Genomic DNA, 25,309 nt, shown 5'->3' with positions numbered 1-25,309 from the left:
CCTTTGCCACCTTCTACTAGTAAAATAGACCAAACTTCATCCCTATGAATGCAAACGAAATGTTGCATCTTTCCTTTATCATAATTTCCTTGATCGATAATGTCAAAACAAATAAGGCTGTGATAAAGGTCTTTTACACCTTGCTATTTCCATTAAAAAGCTACCGTATACTGTTGACGATCGTTGAAATAATCATTTGGTGGAAATAGAAGTGCAAAGGTAACATAATGTGCAAATTGCGTTGGTTTTTGAGCCACTTTCTATAAAAAACCCCCATCCTTCCAGGTATAAGAAAGCTGAAAGGATGGAGATTTCGCATGCCTGTATATGTTTTACTGATTTTCTTCAACCGGAATTTTGAAGCTAAATGTCGTTCCCTGATTTACCTTACTTTGCACCGAAATGGTACCATGATGGGCATTGACAATATTCTTGGCAATGGAAAGCCCCAGACCGGTTCCCTTTTTCTGTGCATTTCTCGTCCGGGATTTATCCGCTTTATAAAACCGTTCAAACACAAATGGAAGGTCTTCTTCAGGAATACCGCTGCCGTTATCTTCTACCATGACGTGCAATTCTTTACTGTCGGCTTCCACTGTGACGTTTACAAACCCGTGAAGACCAGTATGTCGGATCGCATTATCGATCAGATTGGTAAATACTTGCTCAATTTGATCCGCATCACAGGTGATAATAGGATTCGTAATATCCTTGGTTAACGTAAACGAAATGTCTTGCTCATCAGCAATTCCTTTAAACTTTTTCATAATTCGTTCCACAAAAGCTTCGATTTCGACCGAATCCAGAATTAACTGGGTATGTCCTGCCTCCATACGGGCAAGGTCCAACAATTCATTAACAAGCCGGCCCATCCGATGAGATTCTTCATAAATAATTTGTGCTAATTCATTCTTTTCTTCAGGGCTTTCAGCAACATTATCAACAATCGCTTCACTATATCCTTGCAATAAGGAAATAGGTGTGCGCAATTCATGGGACACATTGGCGATAAAATCTTTGCGCAGTTTGTCCAAACGACGTTCCTCGGTCATATCCCGAATAACTGCAACAGCCCCTCGTACATACGCCTGATCATATAGTGGTGTCATGATCATCACCCAATTTCGCCCCTGGAGTACAATTTCTTTTAGTGCTTCCGTTTCTCCCTCGACAACCTCTTGGAGCACCTGATTTAACTCGGTTGGAAGTTTATGATTGTCATCATTGACCGGCAAATTATGTTCGAAGTACCAATCTTGAACGAATCGTTCGGCCGGTGGGTTGGTAACGATCATATCCCCATTTCGATTGAGCGTAACGACCCCATCTGCCATTGAATTTACAATGCCAGACAATTGTTCCTTTTCCTGCCGTAACGCATTAATATGAAATTTTAACTGTTTGCCCATTCGGTTAAAAGCCATTGCCAATTCACCAATTTCATCGTGTGTCAGAATTGGCACCTTTGTATCAAATTCTCCCCTGGTCAAGTCAAATGCAGCTTCTCGCATTTTTATTAACGGCGACGTGATTCTTGTGGATAGGAAAAAAGCAAAAATTGTTGTTAAAATAATAGCAATTCCAGCGGCTAAAAAAATAATTTTGGTTGTCTCAGCTTTGGTCTGATTGACCACACGCAATGATTGATACACAAAAACAGCATTATTATCATCAGAAACAGGTATACCGACAATCATTATTTTTTCGTCCGTCCCCGGGATAACAGTTTGCTTTTTTGCCTTTTTCTGATCAGTCAAAACACCTGCCAGATCATCATCATTCGTTAACCATTTATCCGTGAGTTTTGCCAGGTTTTGGTTGTTACTTGGTGAGACCCATAGTCCCCCATCCTGATGGACAATAGCAACCCGGCTTGACGGATCTTTAATCCGGTCCGTAAGTTCATAAAGTAACGTATCATCATCGTACTGATCGATCATATAGGAGACCTTTGTTGCGGTTTGCATCAATTCCTTTTCTGCCTCGGAAATATGGAAGTTCTCAAAAAACTCCAGCAGTAAAATCGTTAAGATAAACAATACAAAAGAAACCAGCAATAATATGGTTACTGCTAGTTTCCCTACTACACTGCGCCAGAACATTATGCTTCATCCACCTCGAATTTATAGCCAACGCCCCATACGGTTACAATCATCTTGGCTGCTTCTTTCGAGACATTGCTTAATTTTTCACGTAGTCGTTTGACATGGGTGTCAACCGTTCGCAGATCTCCAAAGAATTCATACTGCCAGACTTCCTTAAGCAATTGCTCGCGATTGAACACTTTATCAGGTGCTTTAGCCAGGAAGCAAAGCAGTTCATATTCCTTGGGCGTTAAACTAACTTCTTTTCCATCCGCCGTCACACGATAAGCATCCTTATCAATGGTCAAGTGTGAGAAAACAAGTAAATTCTTCGGAACGGTTTGCTCTTCCTGTACACTAGCTGCATTGCCCGTTCGGCGCAATAATGCCTTGACCCGTAAAACTACTTCCCGCGGGCTGAATGGTTTTACAATATAATCGTCGGTCCCCACTTCAAATCCCTGAACCCGGTTTGCTTCTTCCCCTTTAGCCGTTAGCATAATAACCGGTGTTGCTTTCTCTTTTCGCAATTCCTGGCAAACTTCAATACCGTCCATCCCAGGCATCATAATATCCAGTAATATGACATCATAGTTTTTATTCAATGCCATCTGTAAGGCATCCTGTCCATTATCGGCTTCTTCCACAACAAAATCTTCTCGTTCCAAATACATGCGAATCAATCGTCTGATTCGATCCTCATCGTCAACAACTAACACCATTTCGATAGCTTCCATATCGATTCACTCTCCTCTAATCCTTACCTAAAGTATAATTGATTAAGTACAAAATGTATAAGAAAAACACTGCATTTAGTACTGTCTAAGCAAAAGAGTGGTCCTTTGATCTCCAACAAATGCTAAATCGAAAACAAGGAAACCGATATTCATCGATTTCCCTCCCTCGGCGATGCAATCGTTACATCGCTTTATATTTATGCATAGGAGTGCAGACCAGCGAGAATTAAATTTACCGCAACAAGGTTAAACATAATAATGGCAAACCCTCCTGCTGCCAGCCAAGCTGATTTTTCTCCATGCCAGCCTTTTGATAATCGCAGGTGTAAGAAAGCCGCATAAAAAAACCACGTTACAAGTGCCCATACCTCTTTTGGATCCCATCCCCAAAAGCGTCCCCAAGCTTCTTGCGCCCATATGGAAGCAAAGACAAGACCGCCTAAGGTAAAGAGTGGAAAGCCGATTGCGACGGCTCGATACGAGACCTCATCCAGTAAATTTGGACTGATTTTACGGAGCAAAGGCTGAATAGCTGCACCAACTCTTTTTCTGAATACTAATCGGAAAATAACGTAGATGATCAGTGCTACAAACACGGACCAGATAACTGAATTAAATTTCCGCCCTGCATCTGCCCCCTTCATCCAGGATGGTGCTTGGAACCATGGCTTCATGACATCTTGTGTTACTAACTTACTATCATACGGTCCGACAATTGCAGGCATGTGATAATCGGCCGTTGTTTCGTTTCCCTGTTCAATATATTGGAACTCAGCATGATAATCCATAGCCTTAAATACACCACCCGCTACACTAAACCCGATAAAAATAAACAAACTAAATAAAATGATTTCGAGCCAGAATGTGCGTTTACTTGCCACCGATTGATCAATTTGTCGAATCAGATAGATCAAACCAGCTACAAAACTGATCGATAAGATGGCCTCGGCAATGGACACCGTTGTTACATGAATATACAACCAATGACTTTGCAATGATGATATTAATGGCGAAATATCTGTTGGAAAGATACTCGCATAGGCAATCACTATCAGCGCAAGTGGTAGAGCAAATAAGCCCAGAACGGTTAATTTGTAAATAAAGTAAAGAATGACAAACGCTAAGACAAGCCCCATTCCAAAAAACGTGACAAATTCGAACATGTTACTAACAGGGACATGTCCACTAGCAATCCATCGGCTTACAAAATAAACAAGCTGAGATGCAAAACCAATTAAGGTCAACGTAATTCCGATTTTTCCAGCGATACCTTGATTATGCTTTTCCTTATCCTGCTTAATCGTTGCCCCAAAGAAAACAGTAGCAATCAAATACAGGAAAAATGCGGTATATAATGCTGTGCCACTAATCTTTAAATAATCCATAGAAATCCTCCTCTATAACGAAAAGTCTCAAACCAATAAACCGAATCGGCGAGGCGTTAGCAATTCACAATAAACACTCCGGGATGCCCTTGCTTATGGATTCCGCCGCTTAACGGCCCCGCTATACTTTTTTTAATCCAGTTCGTTATCATTATCTAGTTCTTGTTGGTCAATTACCATATTAATATTGGTTCCTTCAATAGCTTTTTCAATATCTTTCTTGATCCCAAACCAGTTTTTGTTTGTATGGGCGGCTACAAGTAATCCATTGTCGTTTGGATGAATCCAGATTCTTCGATGTTGCCAATACATTCCCTGAACCACGCCAAGCAAAAAGATAATCGCGCCAAAAACAAAAAATGGAATAGTATAATCTTTTTTCACATCAATTCCACTAACATCGTGAAGTTCATAGTCAGCTAACCCAAGCTTGTATTGATTTTCCTTTGTCATCGGATCATTTTTTCCGATGCCAACAAAGCTTTTTTCTGCTTTGTCACTACCCGGTGAATAAATTGATAATTCAAAAGCCGGATTTCTTGGATATTTAGATTTTGACTTTGCTTGACCGTCTTCCTCAAAATAATCTGGGTAATACTCATCAACGACAACCTTAGTTCCGTTATCCAATTTATACTCTGGCTTTGGGGAATCCAAATCAATTTTAAACTGACCAAGCACACCCTTAAGGTCATATGCTTCTACACCCAACTGATATTGAGAATCCTCTCCAGATGCTGAAATACTTCCATCTAAACTAACAAAACTCGTTTCTGCCTTATCACTATCGGGCGGATAAACAAAAAACACAAATGCTGGATTTTTTGGTTTATCACTGTGTGAGTCTGGTTCGCCCCCCTCTAAATAATAATCAGGATAGTATTGTTTAACGAGCACACGATAACCATTATCAAGCTCGTACATTTCTTTTTGATTACTTAAATCAATTGTAAAAGTTCCAAGCGTTTTATTATTCTTACCAGCCGTATGCAGCCCAAATGTTAAATTTTTAAATTCTATATCTTTGGTATCTGATTTTAAAATATTAAACGACATACTGGTAAATTCATTTTGCTGATAACCAGATTGATACAACGTATATTTATCAAATTTCAATGGCTGATTCATTCGAATCTCGCCTTCAGTAACTTTTTCTAAATCTGGTTCCTCGCCTGGAATCGAATCGCCTGTTTTTTTGTAAATAACTGCATTAGTTTGATAGTTCTTTGCGACGTCACCTTGCTTTTCGAGAGCATCCCTGAATTTACCGTTAGCTTCTTTTGGATCCCATGTTTCAAGAATGAAATCTTTGTTCTCAATATAGTATTCCCCATTCGTTGATGGAATAACGGTACGCTCACCTTCTCGAACCCATACATAATCATCTGAGAATAATATAGGGGTCATCCGTAAAATGGCTGCTAATAGAATGATGATTAGACCAATATGATTCACATATGGACCCCAACGGGAAAAACGTCCTTTTTCTGCTAGAATATGACCATTTTCATCACGGACTTTATAGCGTTGTTTTTTTAGCGCTGCTTTTAATTTTTCCTTTTCTTCTGGGGTTACACTTTCCGTTTCACTGTATAAGCGCTGTCGGCTTAAAAACGTTTTATGCCGTTTTGCTTTTTGCCGTTTTAAGGCTTTATAAAGCGGCACAAAACGATCTAAACTACAAATAACTAACGAAACACCAATTAACGCGATTAAAATCATGTACCACCAGGAACTGTATAAATGATGGAAACCAAGCTGATAATAAATTTTACCTAATATTCCGTACGTAGATTCATAATAAACCGCTGGATCGCGCGAAACAGCATTTTCTGGTATGTATTGTTCCTGGGGGAAAAGTGTTCCCAAAGCCGAGGCAACAAGCGCCAAACAGATTAACCATACCCCAACCTTAACTGACGAGAAAAAACTCCATATTTTATCAATAATTGACTTATTATACGTCTGGGATCTTCGAGCGCTTCCATCATAACGCATATTAAGTAACTTTTGGTTGTCGTTACCGTCAATGTGTTGATTTCCTTCAATCGGTTTGCCGCATGCTTCACAAAGCACGGTGCCTTCCGGATTGATGTGCCCGCATTCGCATTTTATGTCATTTACACTCATAGAAATATCCCTCACATTACTTATTTGGGCTCAATTTTTTTCAAGTGACCCTCTAGTTTATCCAATGTCAATGCCCCTTCAACTGTGTCGACCACCTTGCCATCCGGGTTGATGAAATACGTACTGGGGATCGGCCCAACGCCATATTGGTCCAGCACTTGGCTTTTGTCGTCGTGAAGTACTGGGAATGTCAAATCATATTTATCGATAAACTTGTCGATGACGATTTGTGTCGCATCCAGGCTGACAGCTACAATTTCTACTCCTTTTTCCTTGTATTTGGGATACAACTTTTCCATGTAGGGCATCTCCGCTTTACATGGGTCACAGTACGTAGCCCAAAAATTAAGCATTACGCCTTTTCCTTCCAAATCACTAAGCTGAATTGATTTTAAATCATTGTTTTCGTTCACTTGATTTAATTTAAAATCAGCGGCATGACTGCCTGTCGTCACCTTCGCTTCATCTTTTGTTAAATTAGTAACCAAGGCATAGGCCACCGCAACCAATAATATCGCTAAAATAACTGATCTAAATATTAAACGGTTACGCTTTTTCTTTTGTTTGTCCGGCCTTTTTTTATTATCTGCCATAGTAGCTCACTCCCCACGTTATTATAACATGTCAAGTCCATGTTAAATTTGACTATTATTCAACAATTTCAGTGGCGGATTGACGCATCATTTTTACTTCATGAGGTGTCAACGGTCTGAATTCACCGGATTTTAATCCTTTTAATGTCAACATCCCATATCGCTCTCGCTTTAATTTCATCACCGGATAGCCAAGCTGTTCCATCATGCGCCGGATATGGCGGTTTTTTCCTTCACGCAACGTCATTTCGATGACTGTTGTATTAGCTTCCTTATCGGTTGACAAAAGTTTATATCCAATAATTTTTAGTTTATCCTCATCTACTCTAATTCCATTTCGAAGCCGGTTCATTTCTTTTTTAGTGGGTATTCCTTTTACTTTGGCTACATAAACCTTGTCCACTCCATAGCGCGGATGCATCAATAAATTGGCAAACGCTCCATCATTCGTTAACAAAATGATCCCTGAGGAGTCATAATCCAGTCTGCCAATTGGAAAAATCCGTTCTTGCACATCTGGGAAAAAGTCGGTAACTACCTTTCTATTCTTGTCATCTTTCACACTTGATATAACGCCACGAGGTTTATATAGCAAATAATAAACGGGTACTTCTTTCTGCAAGGGCACTCCATTTACCTCAACCTCATCATGTGCTGACACTTTTGTACCAAGTTCTGTCACTATTTTTTTATTCACCTTTACTTTTCCATCAACAATAAGCTGCTCAGCTTTCCTCCTTGATGTTATGCCGCTTCTCGCAATTACTTTCTGCAAACGTTCTTCTGTATTCATTTCTATCACCAGGTTCCTTTAAATTTGATAATAATGTTATTGAATGTTCCCTAGCCATTTTACCTTGTAACGCCCATCAACACAATAATAGCGTTAACGAGTCGTTAACGCTACCATAAAGGTTTATCTCGCCTTAACGGGCAGTGAGACTCCCGCTCAAGATCTTGGGACAAAAAAAGATATGGGGGAGAAGTCTTGCCCGTTAAGGGTAAATTCTGTTTATCCAAATATAATAGTGACGATGATAATCGAAGCAATTATACCAATTAAGTCTGCGATCAGTCCAACCTTTAATGCATACCGCATTTTTTTAATTCCGACTGCACCGAAGTAAATTGTTAATATGTATAAGGTTGTATCCGTACTGCCTTGCATGGTGGATGCAAGCCGGCCAATAAATGAATCCGGTCCGTTTGCATCAATTAGTTCGGTTGTGATACTTAAGGCAGCGGTACCAGAGATCGGCCTAATGAGTGCAAGCGGTACAATATCGGCAGGAACCCCAATCATACTTAACAGCGGTGTTAATAAACCGATAAATGCATCTAAGGCTCCAGATGCTCGTAAGATAGCAATGGAAACAATCATTCCTACTAAAAAAGGAAGTAAAGAGAAGGCCATTTTGATTCCTTCTTTTCCTCCCTCAACGAATACTTCATAGGTTGGAACCCGCTTCCATGTTGCCACAATCAGAACGAACATAATAAAGCACGGGATGAGCCATGTACTCATTAACGTGATGACTGCCATCGTTATTCCCTCCTCACACTTCGATGGTAAAATATCCGATCCACGATTACAGCGCCAAGTGAAGATATGAGTGTTGCAATAATTGTTGTTCCAACGATTTCCGTTGGTGCTGCTGACTGATAATGCATCCGAATCGCAATAACTGTTGTCGGGATGATGGTTAAACTTGATGTGTTTAACGCTAAAAATGTAATCATCGACCTTGACGCTTCATCTGTCCCACTTAATTGCTTCATTTGTTCCATCGCTTTGAGCCCCATGGGAGTTGCTGCATTCCCCAGTCCAAAAATATTTGCTGTGATATTAGATAAAATGTAGCCCATTGCCGGATGGTCTTTTGGTATTTCGGGAAATAATTTAGACACAAACGGCCGGAATAACTGTGCTAATTTTTGCAGGATTCCTGCCTTTTCCGCTACTTTCATCATACCGAGCCAAAATACCATTACACTGATTAGACCGATAGAAATGGTGACCGCTTCTTCTGCACTTTCAAACAGTGCTTTATTTACCTCTTCCATTTTTCCAGTTATCATCGCGTAAAAAATCCCGATGATAGCCATTGATGCCCAAATGATATTAACCATATTAATCTAACCCTACCATTTGTTTTAGTACGGATATTGTATCGGTCAGCAACGTGTCCTTGGACGCTTGCCGTTTTCTATTTAATACAGATACCTCACCTAGTGGTTTCTGGTCTAAATAAATGACAGTTTTGCCAATTTGTTCCTGGCTTGCCTGCAATGGTTGCTTTAATAAATATGTCTTCATCCCAATGTGTTCTTGTTCATGTGCATCCAAGGGATAAAGCACATCGTGCGGGACATAGCCTGTAGCTGTTTGATTGGAATTCTTCAGCTGGTATGTCTTTTCTCCCTTGTCCAGAACGGATGTCATATGGTATTTATCAAACGCCCAATCATACATTCCGATATGGTCCTGCCAATCATCCGGGTCATTTAGAGTCACTGCTATTAGTTCCATATCGTCTTTACGAGCTGCTGATACAAGGGTTCGCCCAGCAACTTTCGTAAACCCTGTCTTCCCGCCGATGCAATAATCATAATACGAAGTTAATAGTTTATTTTTATTGCGCCAGGCATATTCTTTGGTGTCCGCTTTGTAAGTAGTTGTACCAGTAATCTCTCTAAATTCGCTGTTATTCATCGCATAGCGCATAAGCAGTGCCATATCATATGCAGTGGAATAGTGCGTTTTGGAATCCAATCCATGGGGGTTATCGAAATGGCTGTTTGTCATTCCTAACCAACTCGCCTTTTCATTCATTAAATAACTAAATCCTTCCACACTGCCACCGACATGTTCTGCGATCGCTACTGCTGCGTCATTGCCGGAACGAAGTATTAATCCGTAGACAAGATCCTTTAACTTGATCTTTTCTCCCTGCTCCAAATAGATTGATGACCCCTCGGCATAGGCGGCCCGTTTGGAAACCGTTACCGTCTCGTCCATTTTTCCGGACTCAATGGCAATCATGGCGGTCATGATTTTAGTAATACTGGCAATGGGCCGTTGTTGATTGGCGTCTTTTTCATAAAGCACTCTGCCTGATGATTGTTCCATTAAAATAGCCTGATCCGCAGACGTACTAGGCTTGGCCTGTCCATTATCAGGAAATACAAGCATGCATACGAAAAGAAACATCATCATTACAAATATCCAACGCATCATGGGGATCCTCCCGTTGTTTTTGTGTCTATACAGTCTATGCTGGGCAAACTGTAATATGATAAAAAAAACCCCTGCATTCAATTATGCAAAGGTTCATTCAGGCTTGGATTGATACGTATCTATCCCTGTGTGAAAGTTTTCAAAAAATAAATCTGCTTCATGCTCAACGGCATCTTGATCAACCTCTTGAGGTAATGGCGGTAATTCATCGAGTGAGGTTAACCCAAAATAGGTTAAAAAATCCTTGCTCGTGCCAAATAATATTGGCCTTCCCACCCCATCACGCCGACCAACTTCTTCAATTAGTGATCTGGACAGTAAGGTTTGTACTGGACGATCACTTTTTACACCGCGAATATCCTCAATTTCCGTTCTGGTTATCGGCTGTCTATAGGCGATAATTGCTAGTGTTTCCAGTGCCGCTTGTGACATTCTGGATGATTGAGGTGTTTCTAGCAGCTTTTTAAAATATTCACTATGCTCCGGTTTAGTTGTTAAATGAAACAACTGATGTGATCGCATAATCATAATCCCGCGGTCGGTGTTTTCATATTCGTAAGTTAATTCCTCCAATATATGCTCAATGGTTGTTGGATCAACTTCCAGTATGTGTGCGAGCTGTTTTACGGTTATGCCGTCATCACCGCTGGCAAACAACAGCCCTTCAACAATTGCTTTTAATTCTGACATGCTTACCACTCTTTCTCAATATAAAATGAAACACATTCAGCGCGATTGACGGGCTAATTATTCCCACCTTCTTTTTTATATCCGTACGCTTAGATGTAGAGGGATTACTGCCCATTATACGCGAGAAAATACATATAATTCTGCAAGCTGTTTTTCTTGCTTACAGTATACTTGTTTGTCTTTCATTAATTCCAGTATAGCGATAAAGGTTACAACAATATGTGAACGCGAACGATAGGTAAACAGATCATCAAAAAGAACGCCATCCCGTTTACGTTTGACCACTTGGATTACCTCTTCCATTCGTTGTTCAAGAGAAATATCAATGCGACTTATTTTGGTTTCCAGTGGTTCTTTCCACTTTTTACGTTCTAGCATGTTATTTAATGCACCGAGCATATCGTAAATGGAAACATCGCCTTGTACCACCGGCTGCTTGTTATCGATATCGGTAAACTGGACGGGTGAACGGGTGAAAATTTGGTTCGAATCCTTTTCTTTTTCTTTTAATGTTTCCGCGGCTTGCTTATATTTTCGATAGGCAATCAAGCGATCCATCAATTCATCTCGTGGATCCTCTTCATACGTATCGTCCTCTATGTCAATTTCCTGTTTTGGCAACAGCATCTGGCTCTTGATTGCTAATAAGGTGCTAGCCATCACCAAGTATTCACTAGCCACATTTAATTCTAACTGCTGCATGGTGTGGATATACTCCATATACTGCTCTGTGATCTGTGCTACAGGTATATCATATATATTTATCTCGTACTGATTAATTAAATGCAATAATAAATCGAGCGGTCCCTCGAACGAATCAATTTTCACCTGATACGCCTGATTCATCGTAATCCCTCACCTCCCATAATATAGTGAAACAGGTGTTACCAATCTAAAAAAATAATGAATCTGTCATATGCGCCTATACATTATCCCGATGATCTACATACGTTATTAACGTAAGATAAATGTTGACTAAAGACATTTATTCTCAAGTTCAAAAGGAGGAATTTCATTATGGGTGCAGGTTATGGCGGTGGATTTGCGTTAATCGTCGTATTGTTCATTTTACTCATCATCGTTGGTGCTGCTTGGTTATAGAATGATAGCCTTGCATGCATAAGCCATCAATCGTTTATAAACAATGAATGGCGACAAAGAGCCAACCCGATCATAAAGGGTTGGCTCTTTACGTTGATCATGTCGATGGTCGATTCCAGTTAGTAATAAGAAACGATTACATGAGACGACTTCACATGCTTAATCATTATCGCCTTCATCATCGTCTGAATTACACTTATTATAAAAGTTCTGGATGCGTTCATCTGCACAGACGGCATATTTATCCTGATACATCATATTGATTTCGTTGATCATTTTCTTACCGATCCCGGAATTTCGATGGGATGGATTAACCGATATGTGCTGGACAACCGCATTAAGATCATTCTCAATTCTTATACCAATTGCACCGAGCACATCATCTTCTTTTTTCCATAGAAAAAGATGCCAATCGGGATTTGTGTCATATTCTTTTATGGTCTGTTGCAATTTCTTTACATCTTTTTCATGTGGCATAAAAGAAAGTAAACCCATTGCAATTTTTTCCAAATTCTTCTTATAACGAATTAACATAAATACCCCTCATTATGATAAAGTTCAAGCACAGAAAGAAAACCTATCATCCGACAAAATAAAAATTTTGATTCTGTTGTATAATACTATTAATGTGCATGAACTACATCGTATTGTCAACTGTTATGGGTATACCGTATTAAAAAACAAACACAACCCAATAGATGACGCCCCATACCAGACCGATTACAAGTAACAATGTAAATAAAATCCAATTCTTTTTACGCTGATTCAACACGTTTCATCCTTTAAATCATCATTGACAAATTTTTACTTTACTATACCAGTCCAGCATGTAAAATTTTTGAACATTCTTTTTTTATTCCTATTCATTTGAATGTTGCGCCTGGCGACAGATAGTTTGGACAATGGTATAACCATCTGATTGTTTACCATTTAACCGGAATGGAATCATATTAATCAAACCCAACCAAATATTAAACAAAACGAATGCGCGGACGGGCCCATATGAAAAGCCTACCAAACAAAAAACAACCGTGGCAGCAATTCCATTACCGATGGGACCACATAAGCTAATCCAAATGATTTCCATTGGTTTGTATGGTTTATCTCGTTTATTGTAAGCTAAGCCACCTAAAAAAAATAATGTATGAATTGAAAACTGTATTTGTTTATAGGATAATGCTGCAATCTTTTTCCCTGATCCGAGCGATAGTATGATAGAATCAGCTTTTGCCCATTTTGCCCCAAATACATGCCCTAGTTCATGTACAAATGTGCTGATTGGCGCAATAATAAATATGAGCAGCAGCACAACATAAATGTCCATACCTCACATCCTACAGCTTTCCAATTTAGAACGTTAGAAGTCCAATTTATTCTTCAAAAACATTAACTTCTTTCATAACATCTCCATTTTTCATTGCTTTTGCATATTCAATACCGGAAGTTACTTGACCGAAAACAGTATGCACTCCATTCAAGTGTGGCTGTGCTTCATGAACAATGAAAAACTGGCAGCTTCCTGTATCTTTACCGGCATGTGCCATTGATAACGACCCTTCGACATGTTGATGCGGGTTTCCTTCTGTTTCGCATTTAATGGTATAACCAGCGTTTCCTGTCCCATTTCCATTTGGGCATCCACCTTGGCTGACAAATCCAGGAATCACTCGATGAAAAGTTAACCCATCATAAAATGATTCGTTTGCCAATTTTTCAAAGTTCGCTACCGTACCCGGAGCTTCCTCTGGATATAATTCAAATTCAATTTTATTCCCATTTTCCATCAAAATATAGCCTTTTTTAGCCATCACTCTATCCCCTTTACATTTAAATCATAGTTAATCTTATCATTAATTTGCTGTTTTTAAAAGAATTATAGCAAAACATGCCTATTTCGATGATTATCCAGGCCTTATTCTTGTTAATTGACGCTATTCATAGGATAAATCGAACTTTACAACATCCTGATAGGTCTCTCTGGCAACAACAAGTTTTGCGGTTTCATTCTCGACAAACACAACAGCGGGTTTCGGAAATCGATTATAATGATTAGCCATGGAGTATCCATAGGCTCCCGTTGAAAAAACGGCTAAAACATCACCATCGTCAATGTCCGGAACTGGCAAATCCCAAATAAGCATATCACCGGATTCACAGCATTTACCAGCAATCGAAACCGTCTGTGTTGAGGAAAGCTCTGCCTTATTGGCAATAATCCCTTCGTATTTTGCCTGGTACAACGCTGGACGTAAATTATCCGTCATTCCCCCGTCAACTGATAGGTATTGTCGAACACCCGGGATCTGCTTCATTGCACCAACTGAATATAACGTAATCCCTGCGTTCCCAGCGATTGCACGGCCTGGTTCAAGCCAAATTTCTGGAAGAGGAATGGACGAATCTTCACAAAGCCGTTTGACCGTACAAACGAGATCTTCCACATACAAATGTAATGGAAGCGGGTTATCCGCTTTGGTGTAACGGATGCCAAAGCCTCCACCGAGGTTTAACACCTCCGGAATGTAGCCAAATTGTTTGTTCCATTTCGTAATTTCTTCAAATAAACGTTCCGCTGCAACCAAAAAGCGATCCGTTTCCACGATTTGGGAGCCGATATGGCAATGCAATCCTTTAAATCGAATATGCTCGTGATGATGCAGCAGTGCAAAAGCACGATCCGCTTGTCCATTTTGTAAATTAAAACCAAATTTGGAGTCTTCATTTCCTGTCAAAATATACTGATGGGTTTCCGCTTCAATACCAGGTGTTACCCGCATAAGCACATCCATTTTTTTATTGTGTTTTTTTAATAGCGTATCCAGTAGTTCAATATCATGAAAATTATCAACAACGATACAGCCAATCTCATGCGTAATGGCCATTTCAATTTCATTCCTGCTTTTGTTATTTCCATGCAGATGAATCCGGTCCATCGGAAATCCTGCCTGTAAAGCGGTATATAGCTCCCCCTCTGAAACAACGTCCAGGCTTAGGTTCTCCTGCTTAACAACTTGGAGCATGGCAATAGAGGAAAATGCTTTACTCGCATAGGCTACTTGTGCCTTGACCCCCATCTCGGCAAATGTCTGTACAAATGCACGGCAGTTTTCACGAATTAGGGAAACATCATATACATATAAAGGGGTGCCATATTCGTTGGCTAAATCAATTGCATCAATTCCCCCGATTATTAAATGTCCTTGTTCTGTTGTAAATGGGTGATTATCAATTATCATGCACGTCCTCCGTCCTTTTCAAATCCAAAAACACGATAAGTACAGGCGTCCATCACACGCCGGTTAAAAAGCGTAAAACTGATGGACGCCAGCCATTCAGGATTAAAAATTTTAACTTTATGAAAAGAACTTTATCACAATAAAGCGAAAATGAAAAGGAAATCGCAGAAAAAGTTTGCTTACCCGTCATTCTTTTCGATATGGACTGGTTGACGATACGTATTACGCGGATGTACAATGCTTGGCCGTTCATTTTCAAACGGCATTGGGATTCGCAATAGAATATGCATTATTGCCTTGGCATTAAACGGGATAAATGGCCAGAAATAAGGTGTTTTTAACGACTTGAGGCTTACCAGGAATAAGATGAACACGGTAACCCCAACCACGAATCCGTATAAGCCAAAAAATGCTACAGCAAGTACTAAAAAAATACGCGTTATTTTATTGGCAACGCTTAATTCATAGCTTGGTGTGACATAATCTCCGATTGCACTTATAGAGATATATAAAATTGCTTCCGGACTGAGCATCCCCACATCAATCGCAATTTCTCCAATTAGTACGGCCGCGATTAACCCCATTGCTGTTGATAATGGGGTGGGCGTATGAATCGCTGCCATTCGGAGGAATTCTATCCCTAACGCACCTAAAATAATTTGCACAACCATCGGGATATTTCCTTCATCATTCGGTCCGATAAAAGCTAATGACTTCGGCAATAGTGTCGGATCCATGGTCAATAACAACCACATTGGCAGAAGAAAAATAGCCGCAAAAATAGCCAGGAATCTTGCCCATCGTATAAATGTCCCAACCGCGGGCCGCTGTCGATACTCTTCTGCGTGTTGTACATGGTGAAAATAAGTAGTAGGAAAAATAATCACACTTGGTGATGTATCCACCGTGACGAGCACATGTCCTTCCAGCACATGATGACAGGCAACATCTGGACGTTCCGTATAGCGAACCATTGGATATGGATTCCATTTATTTTTGATCATGAATTCTTCCAATGTTTTATCGGCCATGGACATGCCGTCGATTTCCACGTCACGAATCTCATTCTTGATTAAATCTACTAGGTCCATGTCAGCTACATCCTGCAAATACGTAACACACACGTCCATTTTTGAACGTTCTCCAATTTTTAACATTTCATTACGAAGTCGCTCATCCCGAATTCGTCGTCTGGTTAGTGATGTGTTTTCAATAATGTTTTCGGTATAACCATCTCGTGAACCGCGCACTACATGTTCTGTGTCCGGTTCCTCGGGGGTACGTCCAGGATAGTGACGTACATCGATAACAAAGGCATCATTGTAACCATCAATGAAGATAACAATTAACCCGGACAGCATTTGATCTACTGCCTCATCCATTGATTTAATTCGTTCTACCTGTTGATGAATCAAGCGATTTTCGATAATCTCTTGGGCCTTTTTTCGGCTAATCTCATTATCATTTATTTCAACAAGCACTTTTAAAATTTGAACGATGACGGAAGAGTCGACTAGTCCATTCAAATAGTAGAGCTGAACTTTTGTTTTTAATACAGTAACTTCCCGAAATCCTACATCAAATGAAACATTAATCCCAACATGTTTCTCCATATATTTTTCTGTATCATGTATATTTGATGAAATAGGACTTTTGTTCTCTTTGGTATTTGACATTTCTTTACACTCCCTACTTACTTGCCTATCTTACAAAAATCAACCACTGGAACAACGAACCGGTAACCTTGCCGAATACGATCGCCATCAGCAGCCATAATAAATACGGTTCTAATCCAATTCGCTTGGAAAGAAGCGGAAACACATTCAATACTTCTGTCAATGCAGCAGCAAGCATGCCGTTAAAAATACCATGAAATACGCCCCAGATCACTAAGATAATCAACGGCTGACTCCATGACATATTGGTAAATGATAAATAGGTACCAAGTAGAAGACCAGCAATAATACATGCACTATAAGCAGGAATAAGCGTGTCTGTTTTACTAAGCTGGACAAGTCTGGGGATGATTCCCAGTACAGTTATGAAGCCAACAAACCCTCCGCCAACACCAAGCCCACTGGCAAAGCCAATGATAATCTCAGCGATAATTTGCAATCCATGACTAATCATTCAACTTATTTTCGTAATGCATGACGTATTGATGCAGGTCCTGCTGATAATTAAACAGTTCAATTTCCAGTGGGCTCGGTTCTTCATTAAACCGTTTTTTAAACCAATGGTTAAAAAACAATAGCATCCCTACCCCAAGACCAAAGGAATAAGGTACCTGAATCCAAAGTGGATATTCACTATGTTTTCCGGTTAGCAAATAGTGTAGTTTTTGCTGCACTTCTTGCATGCTGACATCATAATGGAAGTTCATGATCGTCATAGCTGTCCCAACGAACAGAATAAGCCAGACGAACGAAGCTAATAAGACAGACGGTTTCTTTTTTTTCTTAACAATCCAAATGATGGTTTGAGCCGGTCCGACCAGCTGGAACTCTATATCGGGAAAAGACTTTCGTAGATGATCAATAATAATAAAACCATCAATAATGACGATGTTTCGATCTTTTTCGGTAATACGATACAGGCTTGTCTCTTCCATCTCTTGCTTATGTTCGGAAGATGTTGACAAATATGCAATTTCCTTTAACAAAATCGTCTTGGCTTTTGTTTTTTCCAGCTTCTTTTTCATGCGAATATACACAATATCTGTCATATGTATCACCCCACAAAGGTAGTATTCGTCATTAGCGTATTTTTATAACAAAAAAGAGGTGAGGATATAACGAAACCTTGTATAAATGACGAATGACTATAAGATGGGAAGTTTAGAACATTACTTTTTCGAGTGAAGTGTCATACGTAGTTGATGGAAACTGCGACGTAGTGAATATTGATTTCCGACTAGATGTGCTGATGCCGGACTAGTATAGCCTGTTTACTGACTGAAAGATTATTAGCATTTCTTCAGTTAAAGAATTCTATTGTCACAAGCTATACTGTAGGATAATACACGCTGTTCATAATATGCCGACACTTGAATACAGTGTCTTTTCACAATCGTATTGTGAGACCTTCAGACATGTGTTGTTCTCAGCAGGAATCAACTACCCTACGATCCAATGCTCTAATTATTAAATAATTAAGAGATGAGCGCATATAATTATAGGTGGCACCAACCCTAGCGAAGGAAATACACGGAGACTCCTGTGGGACAAGTGGCCAGAGTGAGACCCCGCAGTGTGTCACAAACAAGGATGGAAGGCTAAGTGCACGACGTCCTGTCGTAACGCCTTCATGACCAACATCATGTTGGCCCGAGGCTCACGGGTCACCCACGGAAAGCGTAGTGTATTTCCGTAGCGGTAAGATAACTACTATCCGAAGTTATGTCGCAGTTTATGCATAATCAGCATCAAAGTATCCCTATACTTAGTACTTAAAAATCCACATCGAGATACTTCCTTGCTAAAGTTTATACGTTCCTAAGTGTAAAAAGAAAAATCCGAACGAATTCAAGTTCCAATTGAAGAAACTTGAATCATCGTTCGGATTTCTCTACTATAACGAAAACACTTTTGTTCCGGCTGTTTGCTGCTAACCCATTTTATCCTTCATATCATGTAAAATCCTTTTTTCTAATCTTGATACCTGTACCTGCGATATTCCCAATCTCTCCGCTACTTCTGATTGAGTCTGGTCTTTGTAATATCGCAAATAGACAATCAGCCGCTCGCGTTCTGTTAAACCCCGAATCGCTTCTTGCAGTGAAATTTTATCAAACCATCGGTTATCTGGATCGGCGATTTGATCTAACAGTGTGATGGGATCGCCATCGTTTTCAAATACAGTTTCATGAATCGAGTGTGGCGATTTTCCGGCTTCCTCGGCATGAACCACATCTTCAGCTGGAATATCCAATGCTTCCGCAATTTCATGAACAGTTGGTGATCTGCCCAACCGTTTTGTCAGCTCATCTTTCTTCTTGCGGATCTTATTCCCTGTTTCTTTAAGCGTCCTGCTTACTTTGATACTGCCATCATCACGAATAAATCGCTGAATTTCACCTATGATCATGGGAACAGCATATGTTGAAAATCGGACATCATAAGATAAATCAAATTTATCAATCGATTTGATCAATCCAATGCTGCCAATTTGAAATAAATCATCTGGATCATAGCCACGATTGATAAAACGCTGCACAACGGACCAGACAAGCCGCATATTCTTTTCCACGAGTAAATCTCTCGCATCTTGATCGCCTTGCTGACTTTTATAAATATACTCCTTTACTTGCTCATCGGTTAAAGCGTCTTTACGATTAGAATGCTTAACATTTACATCCATTGGCAAGTCCCTATTTACTTACCGTTCTATTTTTTGTTAATTGCTTGGTCATGTGGACAGATGTGCCTGCTCCCGCTTCCGAAATCACTTTAACCGAGTCCATAAAGTTTTCAATAATCGTAAATCCCATTCCAGAGCGTTCCAATTCCGGTTTTGATGTGAATAAAGGTTGTCTGGCCTCTTCCACATCACCGATTCCTATGCCATCGTCTTTGATCGTCAGGTCCAGTTCATCATCACGCAGGATACATGTAATATGAACTTGATGGTCTGGTTCATTATTATAGCCGTGAATGATAGCATTGGTGACAGCTTCAGATACGACCGTTTTAATTTCAGTCAATTCATCCATTGTCGGATCAATCTGTGTAACAAATGCGGCAACCGTCACCCGTGCAAACGATTCATTTTCACTAATACTGGAAAATGTAACATTCATTTCATTATTCATGACGCCACCCCTAACGTAACTAATGCATACTGCTCGTTTTCCTCTAAACGGACGATTTTAAACATACCAGACATTTCAAACAACCGATTTACTGCTGGCGAAACGGAACATACGACCATTTCACCACCCAGTTGAAGTACCTCTTTATATCGTCCTAAAATAACCCCAAGCCCGGAGCTATCCATAAATGAAACAGCTTCAAGATTCAGTACCACATGTTTCACATCGTTTTTATACAACATTTCCTTCCATTCATTACGAAGATTCTCTGTTTCGTGATGATCAAGTTCGCCTGCTAATCGGACAATCAACACGTCTTCTTTTACATCAAACATTGTCTTCAAACTCAATTTTGTGTCTCCTCCTCACAATACGTTGTACCTGTTCATTTCAACAGAAGATGAGCCAATTCCTGCACCCCGACAAAAGAAGAAGAAATCCGACAAAAATATACAATACTCACAAGGAATACCAAAAGCGCAGGCATTTGGAGTGCTGCGCTTGACCGACATGTTCGGTTAACTTGATTTGGTCATTTCCCCGATCGATCGTTTAAATAATGTAAAGAAGGATGCGGGTTTAATATCTTCCTTTACTGTTAATGTAGTTTTCGATAAGACCTTTTTTCCGTCCTTAACAATCAACGTCCCTACCTTATCCCCTTTTTCCAGTGGCAGGCTGACAGAATCCATTTTGACCAATGTGGTAATGTTTTTCGGCTCTTCACCCTTTTTGTGGAGCGTACTAATCGATTCGGATGCAACAACATCTACTTCTCGTTCATCTGCTTTTAGCATATTGAGTTTGGTAATCGGCTGCCCTTTTTCAAATAATTTTTTCGTGCCAAACTGATTAAACGCATAATCGAGCATTTTCGTAACGGTCGCATTTCGTTCTTTCGTTGTCTTTGCCCCCATGACAACGGAAATCACGCGCATATCATTCTTTTGGGCAGTTGCCGTTAAACAGTATTTCGCCTCGTTCGTATAACCTGTTTTCAGCCCATCGACACCAGGGTAAAATTTCACTAGCTTGTTTGTGTTAACTAACCAGAACTCATCCTCGGTACCTTTTCGCAAGTAATCTTCATAGATCGAGGTATAATCTGTGATTTTTTCGTATTTTAATAGTTCTTTTGCCATAACAGCCATGTCGTTTGCTGTACTATAATGGTCGTCAGCTGGTAAACCAGTACAATTATTAAAATGGGTGTTTTTCAGCCCCAGCTCTTTCGCTTTTTTATTCATCCTTTTCACAAATGCTTCTTCACTGCCAGCAATTCGTTCCGCCATGGCAACACTTGCATCATTTCCAGAAGCAATGGAGATACCTTTTAATAAATCATTCAAAGACATTTCTTCGCCAGCCTCTAAAAAGATTTGTGACCCGCCCATGGAAGCGGCTTTTTCACTAACCCGAACTTTCTCATCCAATTTCAGATTGCCTTTATCCAACTCCTCCATGATGATTAATAGGGTCATAATTTTCGTCATACTCGCTGGTGGAAGCTCCTCTTGTGCATTCTTATCAAATAGCACTTTTCCTGTGTCACGCTCAATCAGGATGGCCGATTTTGCATCAGGAGCAAGGTCTACTGTATCCTTTGATTCATCCGTACTCTTCTCCTCGGCAAATACAGATATTGTTGAGACCCATAACAAAGAAAAAACCATACTAATAAGTAAACCATATTTTTTCATAACCTTACCTCCAAGAGTCAATATAGATCTAGGATTGACAGGATTTATGGTTTTTATAACTTAAAAAACAGCAAATATACATATTACTCCATTCCCTAGTGGAAAATCGGTTAGGTCGAAATGCATGAAAAAAGCACACTGCCAAATCGTGTGCTTTTTTCTAAAAACTTATTCCGTAATTACATCATATATCAGCGTCGGGGCTTTTGAAGGTTTGTCGGCAATCGTAATACTGTTGTACAGTTTTTCTTTGACATCATCAATCACATCCTGATTGGTATGGATTGTCAGCAAGGATTCGCCTGCTCGTACCGGATCACCAACTTTTTTATGGAGTACTAACCCAACAGCAAGATCAATCACCGAATCCTTCGTTGCTCGTCCAGCACCAAGCATCATTGCTGCTGTTCCAATATCATCAGCGACAATATTCTGAATGGTGCCGGATGTTTTGGCGGTTAACTCTATTTTTTGGGCAGCCTGAGGGAGTAACGAAGGCTGATCAACGACATTTGCATCGCCACCCTGAGAAGCAAGGAAAGTTTTAAAATGCTCCAACGCCTTACCATTTTCTATATTTTGCTTCAGTTTTTCCCGGGCATCGTCAAGACTAGCTGCTTGGTTAGCAAGGACGACCATTTGACTTCCCAATGTTAAACATAATTCGGTTAAATCTTCCGGTCCCTTGCCTCTTAGTGTATCAATCGCTTCTTGAACTTCCAGCGCATTTCCAATCGCCTGTCCTAACGGCTGACTCATGTCTGAAATAACAGCCATCGTTTTCCTGCCGACATGATTCCCGATTGAGACCATCTGATGGGCCAGTTCCCGGGCATCCTCCAGTTTCTTCATAAATGCACCTGCACCAGTTTTTACATCCAGTACAATTGCATCGGCTCCGGAAGCAATTTTTTTACTCATAATGGAGCTGGCAATCAATGGGATCGAATCGACGGTGGCGGTCACATCTCGTAAACTATACAGTTTTTTGTCGGCGGGGGTTAAGTTGCCTGTTTGTCCCACAACGGCTACTTTATTTCGATTGACTAATTTGATAAATTCATCACTTGTTAATTCAACATGAAATCCTGGTATAGCCTCTAATTTATCAATTGTCCCACCGGTATGGCCTAACCCTCGTCCACTCATTTTTGCTACAGGTACGCCAAGCGACGCAACAAGCGGGGCGAGAATTAATGTGGTGGTATCACCTACCCCGCCAGTCGAATGCTTATCGACCTTGATTCCAGAAATTGCGGATAAATCTATTTGATCACCTGAATCAACCATGGCAGACGTTAACATGGCACATTCGGCTGGAGTCATTTCTTGATAATAAATTGCCATGAGCAAGGCACTAACCTGGTAATCCGGGATCTCTCCTTTAGTATAACCATCAACAAAAAAGCGTATCTCGTCCTTAGTTAATTTTTTGCCATCGCGTTTTTTCTCGATAATATCGTACATTCTCATAGCGTATTACTCTTCCTTCCTTTCGGGTAATGTGCGAACAATTTCTTTGACAAACTGCAGAAAATCTTCGCGTACTTTTGCCGTTGTCTCGATTACTTCATCATGGGTTAATGGTTGATCAAGAATTCCAGCGGCCATATTAGAAATGCAGGAAATTCCCAGCACCCGTAATCCTGCATGTCCAGCAGCAATTACTTCTGGAACCGTTGACATCCCAACTGCATCCCCGCCTAACACTCGCAGCATCCTAATTTCAGCTGGCGTTTCATACGTTGGACCAGTATTTCCCACATAGACCCCTTGTTGGATAGAGATCCCCAGGCTATTCGCACATGCCTTCGCATGCTCAATATAGCTTCGATCATAAACGGCAGACATATCCGGAAAGCGCGGCCCCAATTCCTCGTCGTTTGGGCCAATTAATGGATTTGTCCCCATATTATTGATGTGGTCGGTGAGTAACATAAGATCTCCTGGAGAAAAGCTTTCATTGATCCCTCCAGAAGCATTCGTCACCAGCAATGATGTAATGCCAAGCTCCTTCATCACCCGAACAGGAAACGTAACCTGGTGCATCGAATAGCCTTCGTAAAAATGGAATCGACCTTGCATGGCCATAACTTGTTTCCCTTCCAATGTACCAATAACCAGTTGTCCTTTATGCCCTGCCACAGTGGACACAGGAAAATGTGGTATATCACCATATGAAATCGTGATCGGTTTTTCGATATTTTCGGCCAACACCCCTAAACCAGAGCCTAGGATCAGGCCAATGGACGGCTTGGCAGACAGTTGTTCTTGAATAAATGTGCTTGCTTCTTGTATTTCGGTATGTTTCATCTACATACATCCTTTCTTCAAGGTGATAAACGTACTATGTATCAGGCATTGGAAATCCAATATAGAAAGACTTCCAATGCAAGTTATGTTACGAAATATCGGATAAAAAGCTTTTTCCGTGCTCAGGCATTTTAACAGCAAAATTATTGGCAATTGTGGCGCCAATATCAGCAAATGTATCCCGCAATGGCAAGTGTTTCCCTGTTTCGCTGCCGGTATGGTAAACAAGTAATGGCACATATTCACGGGTATGATCGGTTCCATGATGGATTGGATCATTCCCATGGTCTGCTGTGATAATCAGTAAATCATCCTCGGTTAATTTATCCAGCACTTCCGGAAGTCTGGCATCATATGCCTCCAATGCCTCCCCGTATCCTTTTGGATCACGGCGATGGCCATATTTGGCATCGAAATCCACCAGGTTTAAAAAACTAATCCCGGTAAAATCCTTATCCATGGTTTCCACTATTTTGGTCATGCCATCATCATTATCCTTCGTCCGAATGGCCTCGGTAACTCCCTCACCATCATAAATATCGGATATCTTGCCAAGCGCGATGACATCATATCCGCTGTCCTTTAGTTCGTTCATCACGGTACGGCCGAATGGTTTTAACGCATAATCATGCCGATTTGGGGTGCGTTCAAATGTTCCTGGCTTGCCGACAAATGGCCTGGCAATTACCCGTCCAACCATATACCGTTCATCCAATGTCAGTTCACGGGCAATTTCACAAATTTGATAAAGTTCATCAAGTGGAACAATCTCCTCGTGGGTTGCGATCTGTAACACCGAGTCGGCTGAAGTATAAACGATAAGTGCTCCCGTTTCCAAATGCTCTTTGCCAAGCTCTTCAATAATCGCAGTACCGGAAGCAGGCTTGTTTCCAATAATTTTTCGTCCCGTTTTTTGTTCAAGTTCAGTGATTAATTCAGGGGGGAAACCATCCGGAAACGTACGAAATGGCTGTTGAATGTTTAACCCCATAATTTCCCAGTGTCCAGTCATCGTATCTTTTCCGTTGGATGCCTCTTGCATTTTTGTATAAGAAGCTAATGGTGCAGCTGCTTTTTCCACCCCATCAATTTCCCGAATATTACTTAGTCCTAATTTACCCATATTTGGCATGTTAAGCCCATGCATACGTTCGGCAATATGGCCATATGTATCGGCACCTTCATCGCCAAATTTGGCAGCATCCGGTGCTTCACCGATCCCTACCGAATCCATCACAATTAAAAAAACGCGTTTAAATTTCTTCATGATCAAACCTCCCGATATTATCTTC

The 25,309-nt window shown here is 40.4% G+C and carries 26 protein-coding genes; 1 reads left to right on the top strand and 25 read right to left on the bottom strand.

The annotated features are described in order from the left end of the window. Positions 1-332: 332 nt before the first annotated feature. The 11 genes from WMZ97_RS13575 to WMZ97_RS13525 form a co-directional block, all read right to left on the bottom strand. Positions 333-2,102, bottom strand: a complete 1,770-nt coding sequence (locus tag WMZ97_RS13575; RefSeq protein WP_343272629.1) for an ATP-binding protein — start codon at positions 2,100-2,102, stop codon at positions 333-335. Next, entirely contained in the window at positions 2,102-2,821 is a 720-nt protein-coding gene (locus WMZ97_RS13570) for a response regulator transcription factor (RefSeq protein WP_343272628.1), read from the bottom strand. Before WMZ97_RS13570 ends, WMZ97_RS13575 begins: the two co-directional genes overlap by 1 nt. 197 nt (positions 2,822-3,018) lie before the next feature. Continuing rightward, positions 3,019-4,206, bottom strand: coding sequence for a c-type cytochrome biogenesis protein CcsB (gene ccsB, locus WMZ97_RS13565; protein WP_343272627.1), 1,188 nt, complete (start codon positions 4,204-4,206; stop codon positions 3,019-3,021). Positions 4,207-4,338: 132 nt separating this feature from the next. Beyond that, positions 4,339-6,336 (bottom strand): cytochrome c biogenesis protein ResB, encoded by a 1,998-nt coding sequence (gene resB, locus WMZ97_RS13560; RefSeq protein ID WP_343272626.1) that lies wholly within the window; start codon positions 6,334-6,336, stop codon positions 4,339-4,341. A 20-nt stretch (positions 6,337-6,356) separates the two neighbouring features. Continuing rightward, positions 6,357-6,929 (bottom strand): thiol-disulfide oxidoreductase ResA, encoded by a 573-nt coding sequence (gene resA / locus WMZ97_RS13555; RefSeq protein WP_343272625.1) that lies wholly within the window; start codon positions 6,927-6,929, stop codon positions 6,357-6,359. Between the two features lie 55 nt (positions 6,930-6,984). Further along, positions 6,985-7,722, bottom strand: coding sequence for a pseudouridine synthase (locus tag WMZ97_RS13550; protein ID WP_343272624.1), 738 nt, complete (start codon positions 7,720-7,722; stop codon positions 6,985-6,987). 219 nt (positions 7,723-7,941) lie between these two features. Continuing rightward, a complete protein-coding gene (locus WMZ97_RS13545) occupies positions 7,942-8,472 on the bottom strand; it encodes a spore maturation protein (protein ID WP_343272623.1) in 531 nt (176 codons plus the stop codon). Positions 8,473-8,474: 2 nt separating this feature from the next. Continuing rightward, entirely contained in the window at positions 8,475-9,059 is a 585-nt protein-coding gene (locus WMZ97_RS13540) for a nucleoside recognition domain-containing protein (protein WP_343272622.1), read from the bottom strand. Between the two features lies 1 nt (position 9,060). Continuing rightward, on the bottom strand, positions 9,061-10,164 hold the full coding sequence (locus tag WMZ97_RS13535) for a D-alanyl-D-alanine carboxypeptidase family protein (protein ID WP_405027693.1): 1,104 nt from the start codon (positions 10,162-10,164) through the stop codon (positions 9,061-9,063). A gap of 96 nt (positions 10,165-10,260) precedes the next feature. Next, a complete protein-coding gene (gene scpB, locus WMZ97_RS13530) occupies positions 10,261-10,857 on the bottom strand; it encodes an SMC-Scp complex subunit ScpB (RefSeq protein ID WP_343272620.1) in 597 nt (198 codons plus the stop codon). A 114-nt stretch (positions 10,858-10,971) separates the two neighbouring features. After that, a complete protein-coding gene (locus tag WMZ97_RS13525; protein WP_343272619.1) occupies positions 10,972-11,703 on the bottom strand; it encodes a segregation/condensation protein A in 732 nt (243 codons plus the stop codon). A 171-nt stretch (positions 11,704-11,874) separates the two neighbouring features. Between WMZ97_RS13525 and WMZ97_RS13520 the strand changes: the two genes are divergently transcribed. Continuing rightward, positions 11,875-11,958 (top strand): YjcZ family sporulation protein, encoded by an 84-nt coding sequence (locus tag WMZ97_RS13520; protein ID WP_064503397.1) that lies wholly within the window; start codon positions 11,875-11,877, stop codon positions 11,956-11,958. A gap of 159 nt (positions 11,959-12,117) precedes the next feature. On the opposite strand, the gene WMZ97_RS13515 is transcribed toward WMZ97_RS13520, so the two are convergent. The 14 genes from WMZ97_RS13515 to deoB all read right to left on the bottom strand — a co-directional run bounded on the left by WMZ97_RS13515 (position 12,118) and on the right by deoB (position 25,284). Beyond that, complete coding sequence (locus WMZ97_RS13515) at positions 12,118-12,492, bottom strand: GNAT family N-acetyltransferase (protein ID WP_343272618.1); 375 nt, start codon at positions 12,490-12,492, stop codon at positions 12,118-12,120. Positions 12,493-12,817: 325 nt separating this feature from the next. Then, the gene (locus WMZ97_RS13510) at positions 12,818-13,282 is read right to left on the bottom strand and encodes a site-2 protease family protein (RefSeq protein ID WP_343272617.1); all 465 of its coding nucleotides are present in this window, start codon (positions 13,280-13,282) and stop codon (positions 12,818-12,820) included. A 46-nt stretch (positions 13,283-13,328) separates the two neighbouring features. Continuing rightward, entirely contained in the window at positions 13,329-13,766 is a 438-nt protein-coding gene (locus WMZ97_RS13505) for a peptidylprolyl isomerase (protein WP_343272616.1), read from the bottom strand. A 123-nt stretch (positions 13,767-13,889) separates the two neighbouring features. Continuing rightward, entirely contained in the window at positions 13,890-15,194 is a 1,305-nt protein-coding gene (gene lysA, locus WMZ97_RS13500) for a diaminopimelate decarboxylase (RefSeq protein WP_343272615.1), read from the bottom strand. Between the two features lie 179 nt (positions 15,195-15,373). Further along, complete coding sequence (locus WMZ97_RS13495; RefSeq protein WP_343272614.1) at positions 15,374-16,870, bottom strand: spore germination protein; 1,497 nt, start codon at positions 16,868-16,870, stop codon at positions 15,374-15,376. 25 nt (positions 16,871-16,895) lie between these two features. Further along, complete coding sequence (locus tag WMZ97_RS13490) at positions 16,896-17,324, bottom strand: stage V sporulation protein AB (RefSeq protein WP_343272613.1); 429 nt, start codon at positions 17,322-17,324, stop codon at positions 16,896-16,898. Continuing rightward, positions 17,317-17,919: a stage V sporulation protein AA gene (locus WMZ97_RS13485; protein ID WP_343272612.1), complete on the bottom strand. Its 603-nt coding sequence runs from the start codon at positions 17,917-17,919 to the stop codon at positions 17,317-17,319. The genes WMZ97_RS13490 and WMZ97_RS13485 overlap by 8 nt, the downstream gene beginning before the upstream one ends. Before the next feature lie 881 nt (positions 17,920-18,800). Next, a complete protein-coding gene (gene sigF, locus WMZ97_RS13480) occupies positions 18,801-19,553 on the bottom strand; it encodes an RNA polymerase sporulation sigma factor SigF (RefSeq protein WP_343272611.1) in 753 nt (250 codons plus the stop codon). A gap of 10 nt (positions 19,554-19,563) precedes the next feature. Further along, the gene (gene spoIIAB / locus WMZ97_RS13475; RefSeq protein ID WP_343272610.1) at positions 19,564-20,004 is read right to left on the bottom strand and encodes an anti-sigma F factor; all 441 of its coding nucleotides are present in this window, start codon (positions 20,002-20,004) and stop codon (positions 19,564-19,566) included. Beyond that, positions 20,001-20,339, bottom strand: coding sequence for an anti-sigma F factor antagonist (gene spoIIAA, locus WMZ97_RS13470; protein WP_405027692.1), 339 nt, complete (start codon positions 20,337-20,339; stop codon positions 20,001-20,003). Before spoIIAA ends, spoIIAB begins: the two co-directional genes overlap by 4 nt. A gap of 183 nt (positions 20,340-20,522) precedes the next feature. Continuing rightward, a complete protein-coding gene (locus WMZ97_RS13465; RefSeq protein ID WP_343272608.1) occupies positions 20,523-21,704 on the bottom strand; it encodes a D-alanyl-D-alanine carboxypeptidase family protein in 1,182 nt (393 codons plus the stop codon). Between the two features lie 168 nt (positions 21,705-21,872). Continuing rightward, positions 21,873-23,177: a pyrimidine-nucleoside phosphorylase gene (locus WMZ97_RS13460; protein WP_343272607.1), complete on the bottom strand. Its 1,305-nt coding sequence runs from the start codon at positions 23,175-23,177 to the stop codon at positions 21,873-21,875. A 6-nt stretch (positions 23,178-23,183) separates the two neighbouring features. After that, on the bottom strand, positions 23,184-24,017 hold the full coding sequence (locus WMZ97_RS13455) for a purine-nucleoside phosphorylase (protein ID WP_343272606.1): 834 nt from the start codon (positions 24,015-24,017) through the stop codon (positions 23,184-23,186). A gap of 88 nt (positions 24,018-24,105) precedes the next feature. Continuing rightward, positions 24,106-25,284: a phosphopentomutase gene (gene deoB, locus WMZ97_RS13450; RefSeq protein WP_343272605.1), complete on the bottom strand. Its 1,179-nt coding sequence runs from the start codon at positions 25,282-25,284 to the stop codon at positions 24,106-24,108. Positions 25,285-25,309: the final 25 nt, after the last annotated feature.

Origin of the sequence: Lentibacillus songyuanensis, assembly GCF_039548255.1 — a bacterium.
GTDB classification, from domain to species: domain Bacteria; phylum Bacillota; class Bacilli; order Bacillales; family Amphibacillaceae; genus Lentibacillus_C; species Lentibacillus_C songyuanensis.
Note: the sequence above shows the minus strand (reverse complement) of the source record. Positions and strands in the feature narration are given on the sequence as shown.

Excerpts from the sequence above, each read along its gene's own strand:
- WMZ97_RS13575 (WP_343272629.1), bottom strand. The coding sequence starts at position 2,102 with ATGTTCTGGCGCAGTGTAGTAGGGAAACTAGCAGTAACCATATTATTG.
- WMZ97_RS13570 (WP_343272628.1), bottom strand. The coding sequence starts at position 2,821 with ATGGAAGCTATCGAAATGGTGTTAGTTGTTGACGATGAGGATCGAATC.
- ccsB (WP_343272627.1), bottom strand. The coding sequence starts at position 4,206 with ATGGATTATTTAAAGATTAGTGGCACAGCATTATATACCGCATTTTTC.
- resB (WP_343272626.1), bottom strand. The coding sequence starts at position 6,336 with ATGAGTGTAAATGACATAAAATGCGAATGCGGGCACATCAATCCGGAA.
- resA (WP_343272625.1), bottom strand. The coding sequence starts at position 6,929 with ATGGCAGATAATAAAAAAAGGCCGGACAAACAAAAGAAAAAGCGTAAC.
- WMZ97_RS13550 (WP_343272624.1), bottom strand. The coding sequence starts at position 7,722 with ATGAATACAGAAGAACGTTTGCAGAAAGTAATTGCGAGAAGCGGCATA.
- WMZ97_RS13545 (WP_343272623.1), bottom strand. The coding sequence starts at position 8,472 with ATGGCAGTCATCACGTTAATGAGTACATGGCTCATCCCGTGCTTTATT.
- WMZ97_RS13540 (WP_343272622.1), bottom strand. The coding sequence starts at position 9,059 with ATGGTTAATATCATTTGGGCATCAATGGCTATCATCGGGATTTTTTAC.
- WMZ97_RS13535 (WP_405027693.1), bottom strand. The coding sequence starts at position 10,164 with ATGCGTTGGATATTTGTAATGATGATGTTTCTTTTCGTATGCATGCTT.
- scpB (WP_343272620.1), bottom strand. The coding sequence starts at position 10,857 with ATGTCAGAATTAAAAGCAATTGTTGAAGGGCTGTTGTTTGCCAGCGGT.
- WMZ97_RS13525 (WP_343272619.1), bottom strand. The coding sequence starts at position 11,703 with ATGAATCAGGCGTATCAGGTGAAAATTGATTCGTTCGAGGGACCGCTC.
- WMZ97_RS13520 (WP_064503397.1), top strand. The coding sequence starts at position 11,875 with ATGGGTGCAGGTTATGGCGGTGGATTTGCGTTAATCGTCGTATTGTTC.
- WMZ97_RS13515 (WP_343272618.1), bottom strand. The coding sequence starts at position 12,492 with ATGTTAATTCGTTATAAGAAGAATTTGGAAAAAATTGCAATGGGTTTA.
- WMZ97_RS13510 (WP_343272617.1), bottom strand. The coding sequence starts at position 13,282 with ATGGACATTTATGTTGTGCTGCTGCTCATATTTATTATTGCGCCAATC.
- WMZ97_RS13505 (WP_343272616.1), bottom strand. The coding sequence starts at position 13,766 with ATGGCTAAAAAAGGCTATATTTTGATGGAAAATGGGAATAAAATTGAA.
- lysA (WP_343272615.1), bottom strand. The coding sequence starts at position 15,194 with ATGATAATTGATAATCACCCATTTACAACAGAACAAGGACATTTAATA.
- WMZ97_RS13495 (WP_343272614.1), bottom strand. The coding sequence starts at position 16,870 with ATGTCAAATACCAAAGAGAACAAAAGTCCTATTTCATCAAATATACAT.
- WMZ97_RS13490 (WP_343272613.1), bottom strand. The coding sequence starts at position 17,324 with ATGATTAGTCATGGATTGCAAATTATCGCTGAGATTATCATTGGCTTT.
- WMZ97_RS13485 (WP_343272612.1), bottom strand. The coding sequence starts at position 17,919 with ATGACAGATATTGTGTATATTCGCATGAAAAAGAAGCTGGAAAAAACA.
- sigF (WP_343272611.1), bottom strand. The coding sequence starts at position 19,553 with ATGGATGTAAATGTTAAGCATTCTAATCGTAAAGACGCTTTAACCGAT.
- spoIIAB (WP_343272610.1), bottom strand. The coding sequence starts at position 20,004 with ATGAATAATGAAATGAATGTTACATTTTCCAGTATTAGTGAAAATGAA.
- spoIIAA (WP_405027692.1), bottom strand. The coding sequence starts at position 20,339 with ATGTTTGATGTAAAAGAAGACGTGTTGATTGTCCGATTAGCAGGCGAA.
- WMZ97_RS13465 (WP_343272608.1), bottom strand. The coding sequence starts at position 21,704 with ATGAAAAAATATGGTTTACTTATTAGTATGGTTTTTTCTTTGTTATGG.
- WMZ97_RS13460 (WP_343272607.1), bottom strand. The coding sequence starts at position 23,177 with ATGAGAATGTACGATATTATCGAGAAAAAACGCGATGGCAAAAAATTA.
- WMZ97_RS13455 (WP_343272606.1), bottom strand. The coding sequence starts at position 24,017 with ATGAAACATACCGAAATACAAGAAGCAAGCACATTTATTCAAGAACAA.
- deoB (WP_343272605.1), bottom strand. The coding sequence starts at position 25,284 with ATGAAGAAATTTAAACGCGTTTTTTTAATTGTGATGGATTCGGTAGGG.